Here is an 8293-nt window from a genome sequence, read left to right on the forward strand (position 1 = left end):
TTACAAACCTTGAAGGGATACAATATTGTACGAATCTACAAAGTCTTAACTTATCTAATAACGATATAGCGACAATAACTCAACTTGCTAGCTTGACAAATTTACGAAGTTTAAATTTAAACACTAATCATGTGGATTCATTTCAAGCGTTAAGTGGATTAAGTAATTTGACGTCTCTAGATGTAAGAGGAAATGACGCCTTAGATTTATCACCGCTCGGAGGATTGCATAAATTAACAGCCCTCTATGTAGGTGCAACAAATTCTGGTTTACCACAAACTAACTGGCAATTTATAAAGAATCTTACTAATCTTCAACAACTTAGCATGCCTGGTCTGGGACTAACAAATAATGATATCCAATTTCTATCTGGCTTTTCTCAATTAAGCTGGCTAGACTTAGGCTGGAACAAAATAACAGATATATCTCCTTTGAAAGGATTAAATCTACAATGGGGTCTTGATTTAAGCGGCAATAATATTCAAAATATAGAAGCGTTGAGTGGCATGACAAATCTCACTTGGTTAAGATTGAATGACAATCCGATAGGTAACAATGGACTAAACGTGATAAAAAATCTGACGAAATTGAGAGATTTGGAACTAAACGGCTGCGGAATCACAGATATTACTCCTTTGGAGAATCTGAGCAATTTGAATACGTTGATTCTTTCCAACAATTATTTAACAGACATATCACCGTTAATGACAAACGGATTATTTGCATCTGGAGCAGATTTAAACATAAGCAACAACTATTTAGACATATCTGATGGTTCAACAACGATGAATGATATAAACACTCTAAAAGGTGAAGGAGTAAATGTAACTTACCAGCCACAAAAAGGAAAGCCACAGCCACCATATAATTTAAGGGTTGTATCCTTCTCATCGACAGAGATAACACTTCAATGGGATGATAACAACAACGATTGGGAATACTTCGCAGTTGCACGTTCTACAGATGATACAAATTACACACAGATAGCAACAACAGCAAGCCTAACTTATGAGGATAAAGGAGTTGTATCTGGTGAAACATACTATTACAAAGTAGCTGCAGTGAATCCTGTTGGATATTCTGAGTGGACTTCTTCTGTTTTTGCAACGGCAACGAATCAATAATAAATCAAGGGGCGAATAAAGCCCCTTGATTTATCTCACAGCTTTGATATTCACGTAGTAAATTATGGAACGAAAGATCTTTTCTGTGCTTTTCTTTGTAAACATCATAAACGCTGCTTTTAAAAGTGTTTCAACATTCGTGTGTGGAAACTTTAAATTTGCACGAACCCATACAGTGTTCCTTTTGTCATCTATTGGTGATATCTTCCATATGCTGCAAGGTATATCGGATGTCAAATGGTAAGATCTTGCCTTTGGCAAGGTAAATCTCAATCCGTCTATTTCTAAACCGTTGTAAACAGGGGGTAATCTGTTTTCAATTATGGCCGTGGCGGATGTCGAAGCGTATTCGTACTTCACAGTGAAGTAATTTGGAAGGAAAACATCTACTTTAACGTTCGTTCCATCCACACTCACGAGTAAGAAATGGTAAAATCCACCATTTTGAGGCTCGCCATCAAGAGGAGCCCCCGCTCCACCTGTAATGATGTACTTTATTCCTTCAACGCGTTTTTGCCAGAAGAGATGCTCATGCCCCTGGAAGATCACGCGAATGTTGTGATATTTCGCGTTAAAGTCGTCTATGAAGTCTCTGACTTTCTTTGCCATTTTCTCATCTGTCCAGGCGCTTTTTTTATTTTTTTCAAGCAAGGGTTTATGCATGAATAAAAACACGTTTTGTGACGATGTGGCGTTATCGAGATCTTTTTTCAGCCATTCGAATTGTTGTAGCGTAAAGGGACCATTTGGAAAGTTGACATTTGTATCTAAAATGACAAAATGACTTTTTTTGTAGTTAAAAGAATAATAAAGCGGCCTCTTTAGCATTTTTATATAGTCCATTTGACCACCAAATCCCGCGACTTCATGATTTCCAACAACAGGATAAAAAGGAATGGTGAACCTTTTTATTACCTTTATAAACTCTTCGTATTCTTCTTTTGTTCTCTGAGCATTCGCCCCATATCCGTAAATGAAATCCCCAACGCCAACGACAAATGCCGGATGTATAGTCTCTATATTTTGTACCATTTCTTTGAAGATTTCTGGTTGATCATCCACATTATTGAAAGGTCTGTTGTCGCCAAAAATGGCAAAGCGAAACGATTGGGAAAATCCAGCGCTTAAAATGAACGTTAGAGCTATTACAAACCAAATTGTCTTTGATATCTTCATTCTTATCATCCTCTCTTAAAAGAAATAAAAAAAGCTACACTTTCAATTCAAGTGTAGTCTTTTAAAGTGGAGTTGTCAAATTTTCAGTACTTTACTCCTCCGGCTGTAAGCCCCCTAACGAAGAATCTTTGCATGAAGATAAAAGCTATTATCAAAGGTAGGCTTGCCAGTATCATACCGGCGGCAGTGTACTTGAAATTCGTTTGGAAAGTACTGTTCAAGTACATCAAGGCGACTGCAAGAGGGTACTTGTTCGAATCGCTCAAAACTATCAACGGCCACAAGAATATGTCCCACCAGGTTATCGCCTGGAGTATGGCAAATGCGGATATAGTCGGCATTATAAGTGGCGTCATTATCCTGAACCATATGTAGAATTCTCCGGCTCCATCTATTCTAGCAGCGTCTTCAAAATCTTTTGGTATTCCCAAATAGGCCTGTCTGAAAAGAAACACCCCAAAAGCGCTTACGGCCAAAGGCAAAATTACACCAGTGTAAGTGTTGAGAAGGTGCATATTCTTAAGCGTCAAGTAATTGACTATAAGACCACCTTGAAATGGTAGCATCAACGGCAAAAGCATTACGTAAAACACTATCTTCTTTCCGTAAAAATCGAAGCGTGCCAAAGGGTAAGCGGCCAAGGCGGCCAGGAATACGTTTACAAGAACTCCCACGACGGTTAGAAGAATAGAATTAAGATAGAATTTGACAAGCCCAAGTTGGCTCCACACCACCGCGTAATTTTTAAACGTTACGGGATGAGGGATCAAATCTGGCGGAAATTTGTACACGTTCGACGACACTTCTACAGAAGTTTTGAACGTCCAATAATATGGAAAGGTGGTTATCACGGCGAAGAACGTCATCAAGATTAAACCGTATATCAAATTTCTCCTTTTTTTGGAATTAACCATAATAACTCTGTACGCCCCCTTCTTTGAAGAACTTCAAATTCACCATGGTGGCGATTATGAGAACTACGCTTAATATAACAGCCAAGGCAGATGAATATCCGAAATTCAAGTTTTCAAAGGCTTTTTTGTATATTAGAACTCCCATCGTTTCCGTGGCATGGTAAGGTCCTCCGCCGGTCATGACGTATATCTCAGTGAAGACGTTCAAAGCGGCTATCGTGGATATTATCGAGCAGAACATCACGTAAGGTTTTAAAAGCGGCAATGTTATCTTCCAAAAGATCGTTGAATTGGATGCACCGTCTATTTTCGCCGCTTCTATCAAAGTGGATGGTACTCCCTGTAACCCTGCCAAGTAAAGCATCATGTAGTATCCCATTCCCTTCCACATCGTGACGAACATGATTGAAAAAAGTGCAATGTGTGGATCGGTCAACCATCCTATCGGTTGTGGTATAAGATGAAGAGCCATTAAAACGTAATTCAAAACGCCTCGTCGGGTAAAGATCCAATCCCAAGAAAGAGCCACGACTGTCATAGACGTTATAACGGGTATGAAGTAGAATGTCCTAAAGACGTTCACACCCTTCATCTGCCTATTCACCAGCAATGCCATTACTATGGCGAGAAGCTGAAGAGGAGGTACAACCAGCAAATAGAGAAAACTGTTCTTCATAGCGTTCCAGAATTGCCAACTGTGAAACGCTTTTATGTAATTGGCTCCCCCTACCCATTTCATAGGGCTTATAAAATCGTATTTGAAAAATGATAACACCACACCGTAAATCATTGGATAATAAGTGAATATTCCCAAAATAATAGCCGGAACCACTATGAAGAGGTACGCTATCCACGTTTGTTTTACTTTTATCCTGTGATGAAAGTTATTCGCCACGTTTTCAACCCCTCGATTTTGAATTTAAAAATAAACTTCGTGGAGTCAAACGACTCCACGAAGTAAAGACGTTCCGTTCAATCGTTCCCAGCTAAAGCCTCATTCCACGCTTTTGCCGCGTCGTTCAAAGCCTGTTGAGGCGTTTTCACACCCAAGAAAGCCGCAGATATGGCATCGTTCAGAGTTTGAAAGAGTTCATGTGGATTTGGAATGTTGTAGACGACGTACGAAACATGATTCAATTCTTTTGCAGCCGTTATTCTCACTTTAGTCGGCAACGTGCCGTCATATTTGCTGAAGAACGGATCTTTAAGGGCAGATTTTCTCGTTGGGAATATGGTTACAAGCTTATCAAATGCGATTTCATTTTCCGCATTCGTGACATAAGCCGCAAAATCGGCCGCCACTTTTGGATGTTTCGTTCCCTTAACTATCACCAAGTCCTGAATTGCCGCACCAAAGATCTTTGATTCGCCAAGCGGAACCGGTGCGACATCGGACTCTTTGTAAATATCCGGGCTGTTGACCTTTACCCTATCGGCAAATTGCGGACCTGTGATCAACATGGCAAGCTGTCCTGAACCGTAGAGCTCTGTGGATTTAGTCCAAGCTCCACCTTCGATTATGTTCTTCGGAAGGTAGCCTAATTTGTAAAGTGTTGCCCACTTCGCGAGAATGTGTACGTATTCTGGTTCGTTAAAGATGGCTTTCTTTCCATCTGGAGAAAGCAACGGCAGTCCATAGAAGAAAAGAGGAGGAGTGGAAGATTGCAATATGGTTGGCATCATGCCATAAGTGCCCGTTCTGTCTTTTATTATTATTGAGTCTATGATGGCTTCGTCCCACGTCTTTGGTGGTTGATTCGGATCCAAACCCGCTTTTTCGAAGAGCTTTCTGTTGTAGAACGTCACATCTGGCGCAACGTACCAAGGAAGTGAATACATTTTTCCGTTTATGGATGTTGCCTTCAACATGCTCGCGAAGTAGTCGTTTATGACGTTGGAAGGAAGGAGATCGTTAAAAGGTAAGAGCGCTCCACGTCGCGCAAAGTCCAAAGTCCAATCAGCGTTGAGGTTTACAACGTCTGGCACTTGACCAGAAGCAATCGCACCCAATAACTTCTGCTGCTCAACGTTCCATGGAATGTCTTCCCAGATTACTTTTACGTTAGGATGGGTTTTCTCGTAACCGTTAACTATGCTGGTGATGAAGCTAGTGAACTTCGGCTTCAGCGACATCGTCCAGAACGTGATCGTCGTTGTTGCCATCAACGCGCTGGAAAGCAATACGACGATCAATATGATCGTTCCAGCAATTGAAATTTTTCTGAAGCTGTTTTTCTTCATAAAGATACACCTCCTATTTTTTAACCCCTTGTGGGGATCTCCTGAACCAATTTGAAAACCATTCCCATCGATACTGGAGTTGTTGAATACGTAACCACGTAATTCCTTTCTTTAAAAAATTTCTTATCGTACGGATCATGAGATATAACGTAAAGCGTATTTTGAGGAAGTGATTTATGAAATTCAATAAGTTTTTCATTTCTAAAAGCATCTACAACCATGTCCACGATCAAAGCATCATCTTTAAAAGAGATTGGTTTCGGAGCCTCCAAATTGTATTTGACCACTTTTGCATTTAGCATTCTCTTTGCTTCTTTTTCTATGATTTCGAAATGTTCAACAAGCACATCGGCTTGACTCAACTGGTGAGGAAAGGGCATGAGAAACACTACCTTGTCTCTTTTCGAAAGCGAATTGATTCCAATTTCCATTGCCTCGTCCATCACTTCTTTTACAAATCCTAAATTTTCGGGAGAGAAGTACTTGTTTATCAAGTGTTCCACCTTTTCTACCGACTTTTGAAGTTTGCTTTCACTGATGCGTCCTTCTTTTACCAATTTTTCAAGTGCCTCGTAAAATACGTTGAAATTCTTTGTTCCTTCTGAGAGTAATATCATGTCTCCGCCAGCGTTGAAGAATTTTTCCACGATCTCTTCAACGGAAAAATTGGAAGATATCGCTTTCATCTCCATCGCGTCGCTCAATATCACGCCTGCGTATCCAAATTTATCACGCAATATCGAAGTCAAGATCTTTTTTGAAAGTGTTGCTGGGACTTCGTCTACTGCCGAGTAAATCACGTGAGAAGTCATGATAAGCTCTACTCCGTTTTCCACGGCAGCTTCAAAAGGTAAAAAGTCTTCCCTTTCAAGTACGTCTATAGGGGTATCAACTTTCACCGCCGTTTCGTGTGAATCTGAAAAGGCTTTTCCATGACCTGGAAAATGTTTGGCGCAGGCAAGCATATTTTAGCTCTTGTATCCATCCAAAAAGCTGGAAGAGTACCTTACAATTTCATGAGGGTCTGAGCTAAGGGTTCTAAACCCCATGACGGCACTACTTTTTGGTGTGTACAAGTCCATGACCGGTGCGAAGATCGTGTTGTAACCTAACGTTTTCATTATCCTTGCGGACATTTTTGCGTATTTTTTTGCGTAAATTTCCTTTGTCCTTCCCAACGCCATATTTCCAGGAAATGGCGGAACAAATGGAATGGTTTCGAGTTGGCCGCCTTCGTGATCGGAAGAGATGAGAATTTTCTTAGACTGCTTGGTTATAAAGTCGAAAAAGTCTATCAATTCAGGATAATTCTTGCTTATCGATGGGTAAAGGATAACGCCACCCAAATTATTTTGTGCCAGTAAAGTTTTCGTCTCATCGTCTATCTTGCTTATTCCGCAAAAGAAAAGCCTGCTGTAATCCATCTTTCACATCACTTCCCGTACGTTTCTAAATATTTGCCTCGCAAAATTAAAATCATTCATCATCTTACTTGAAAACCCAAGTGCAGCCCCTTTTGCAATAGAAAAAGTGCCGTTCGTGTCAATGACACCATTTATACTCCTTTCAACTTGAAATGGTATTTTCTTGTACGTAACGCTGATCAATTCCTCGCCTACCCATGTTGGAAGCATGGTTATATCTCCGCCCACGATGTACAACTCCGGATCAACTATATCTACAGCTATTTCTAAAAAATCGGAAAAGTAATCCACGAATTCTTTTAATCTTAACCTCTTAAGTACGGCTTCATTTTTCAAATCGTTAACGGTTAAATTTTTCTCCTGTGTGAGCGAAAAACTTCTCCAAAATTCGCCCGCGCGATAGTTAAAGCCTTCATGAATTTCACCGTTTATCACTATTCCTGCGCCAATGCCAACAGGTCTTTCGAGACAGTAAGGTATTGAAAAGATGAAATATACGAGGTCCTTTGAGTTCATGAAGTGTGAAGCGGCAGCCGCGTTTGCGTTGTTCATGACAATCGTTTTCACTTTAAGCTTATTTTCGATCATCTTCACAATTGGCATTTTCTTTATTTTCAGTGCCGTTGAAAGCTCTATAGCCCCTTCTTTTGTTGAAACAATACCCGGCGTGGCTATTGATATGCCGATAAGATCTTCCGATTTGTATTTGAAGTAAACATCTTCGATTATCTCAATGATGTTTTCCCCATTCACATCCATAGTCATGTATTCTTTCTTCAAAACTCTTCCTCTCAAAGTCGTAAGGGTGGACGTTACTTCTCCTTGTTCAATGGATATTCCCAATATTTTTTTCCATTCCTCGTTAAGAGCAAGAATTCTCGTTTTTCTTCCTCCCTTTGAACTAGCCGGAGATTCTCCAACGGTCTTCACAATGCCAGTTTGTGTAAGAAGATTGATATTTCTAGAAATTGTCGATGGATCAACGTGAAGATGTTTCCCCAATTCGTTTCTTGAACTTTGCACGTTTTTCCACATGAAGTTCATTATCTTATGATGAACCGTCGTGAATTCCACAAATTTGGCCATGTAAAAACCTCCACATGTTATTTGGTTGCGTGCATCATGCAACTAACTTAATTATAATAGTCTTAACATTCGTATGCAACTTCAGTTACAAAGCTTTTTAGAAGATAACGGCCATTCTCACAGAATTAAACGTGATTATTTTCTTATATTTAAAAATACTGCCTATTTTCTTTGATTTTCACGCTTTTAAGTTCTATAGAGCTGACAGGGCCCCAAGTTAACAAATGAAAGTTAATATCATTTGAAGGCCCTATGAGAAACTCTGAGATTGTTCAGATTCTCAAAGAAAATATCTTTGCCCATGGTGTAAATCATCTTATTTCTGAAC

General features: G+C 39.8%; 7 protein-coding genes and 1 pseudogene. 1 reads left to right on the forward strand and 7 read right to left on the reverse strand.

Annotation, left to right across the window (positions count from 1 at the left end; translation table 11 throughout):
- Positions 1 to 1124: leucine-rich repeat domain-containing protein (locus tag ACXJIN_RS06450; protein ID WP_456400594.1), on the forward strand; the 1124-nt coding region annotated here is incomplete at its 5' end.
- 30 nt (positions 1125 to 1154) lie between these two features.
- On the opposite strand, the gene ACXJIN_RS06455 is transcribed toward ACXJIN_RS06450, so the two are convergent.
- The 7 genes and pseudogenes from ACXJIN_RS06455 to ACXJIN_RS06485 form a co-directional block, all read right to left on the reverse strand.
- Positions 1155 to 2300, reverse strand: a complete 1146-nt coding sequence (locus ACXJIN_RS06455) for a metallophosphoesterase family protein (protein WP_456400596.1) — start codon at positions 2298 to 2300, stop codon at positions 1155 to 1157.
- Between the two features lie 83 nt (positions 2301 to 2383).
- Complete coding sequence (locus ACXJIN_RS06460; RefSeq protein ID WP_456400598.1) at positions 2384 to 3214, reverse strand: carbohydrate ABC transporter permease; 831 nt, start codon at positions 3212 to 3214, stop codon at positions 2384 to 2386.
- The gene (locus tag ACXJIN_RS06465) at positions 3207 to 4109 is read right to left on the reverse strand and encodes a carbohydrate ABC transporter permease (protein WP_456400600.1); all 903 of its coding nucleotides are present in this window, start codon (positions 4107 to 4109) and stop codon (positions 3207 to 3209) included. Before ACXJIN_RS06465 ends, ACXJIN_RS06460 begins: the two co-directional genes overlap by 8 nt.
- A 77-nt stretch (positions 4110 to 4186) precedes the next feature.
- Positions 4187 to 5455, reverse strand: a complete 1269-nt coding sequence (locus ACXJIN_RS06470; RefSeq protein WP_456400602.1) for an ABC transporter substrate-binding protein — start codon at positions 5453 to 5455, stop codon at positions 4187 to 4189.
- Between the two features lie 20 nt (positions 5456 to 5475).
- Positions 5476 to 5898, reverse strand: a complete 423-nt coding sequence (locus ACXJIN_RS06475) for a hypothetical protein (RefSeq protein ID WP_456400606.1) — start codon at positions 5896 to 5898, stop codon at positions 5476 to 5478.
- Between the two features lie 63 nt (positions 5899 to 5961).
- Positions 5962 to 6879, reverse strand: a pseudogene (locus ACXJIN_RS06480) (glycoside hydrolase family 3 N-terminal domain-containing protein); the annotation flags it as partial.
- Between the two features lie 3 nt (positions 6880 to 6882).
- Positions 6883 to 7965 (reverse strand): ROK family transcriptional regulator, encoded by a 1083-nt coding sequence (locus ACXJIN_RS06485; protein ID WP_456400604.1) that lies wholly within the window; start codon positions 7963 to 7965, stop codon positions 6883 to 6885.
- Between the last annotated feature and the right edge of the window lie 328 nt (positions 7966 to 8293).

Source organism: Mesoaciditoga sp., from assembly GCF_054006115.1.

What these genes read in the sequence shown, in the direction of transcription:
- ACXJIN_RS06455 (WP_456400596.1), bottom strand. Translation starts at nt 2,300, where the DNA reads ATGAAGATATCAAAGACAATTTGGTTTGTAATAGCTCTAACGTTCATT.
- ACXJIN_RS06460 (WP_456400598.1), bottom strand. Translation starts at nt 3,214, where the DNA reads ATGGTTAATTCCAAAAAAAGGAGAAATTTGATATACGGTTTAATCTTG.
- ACXJIN_RS06470 (WP_456400602.1), bottom strand. Translation starts at nt 5,455, where the DNA reads ATGAAGAAAAACAGCTTCAGAAAAATTTCAATTGCTGGAACGATCATA.
- ACXJIN_RS06475 (WP_456400606.1), bottom strand. Translation starts at nt 5,898, where the DNA reads ATGGACGAGGCAATGGAAATTGGAATCAATTCGCTTTCGAAAAGAGAC.
- ACXJIN_RS06485 (WP_456400604.1), bottom strand. Translation starts at nt 7,965, where the DNA reads ATGGCCAAATTTGTGGAATTCACGACGGTTCATCATAAGATAATGAAC.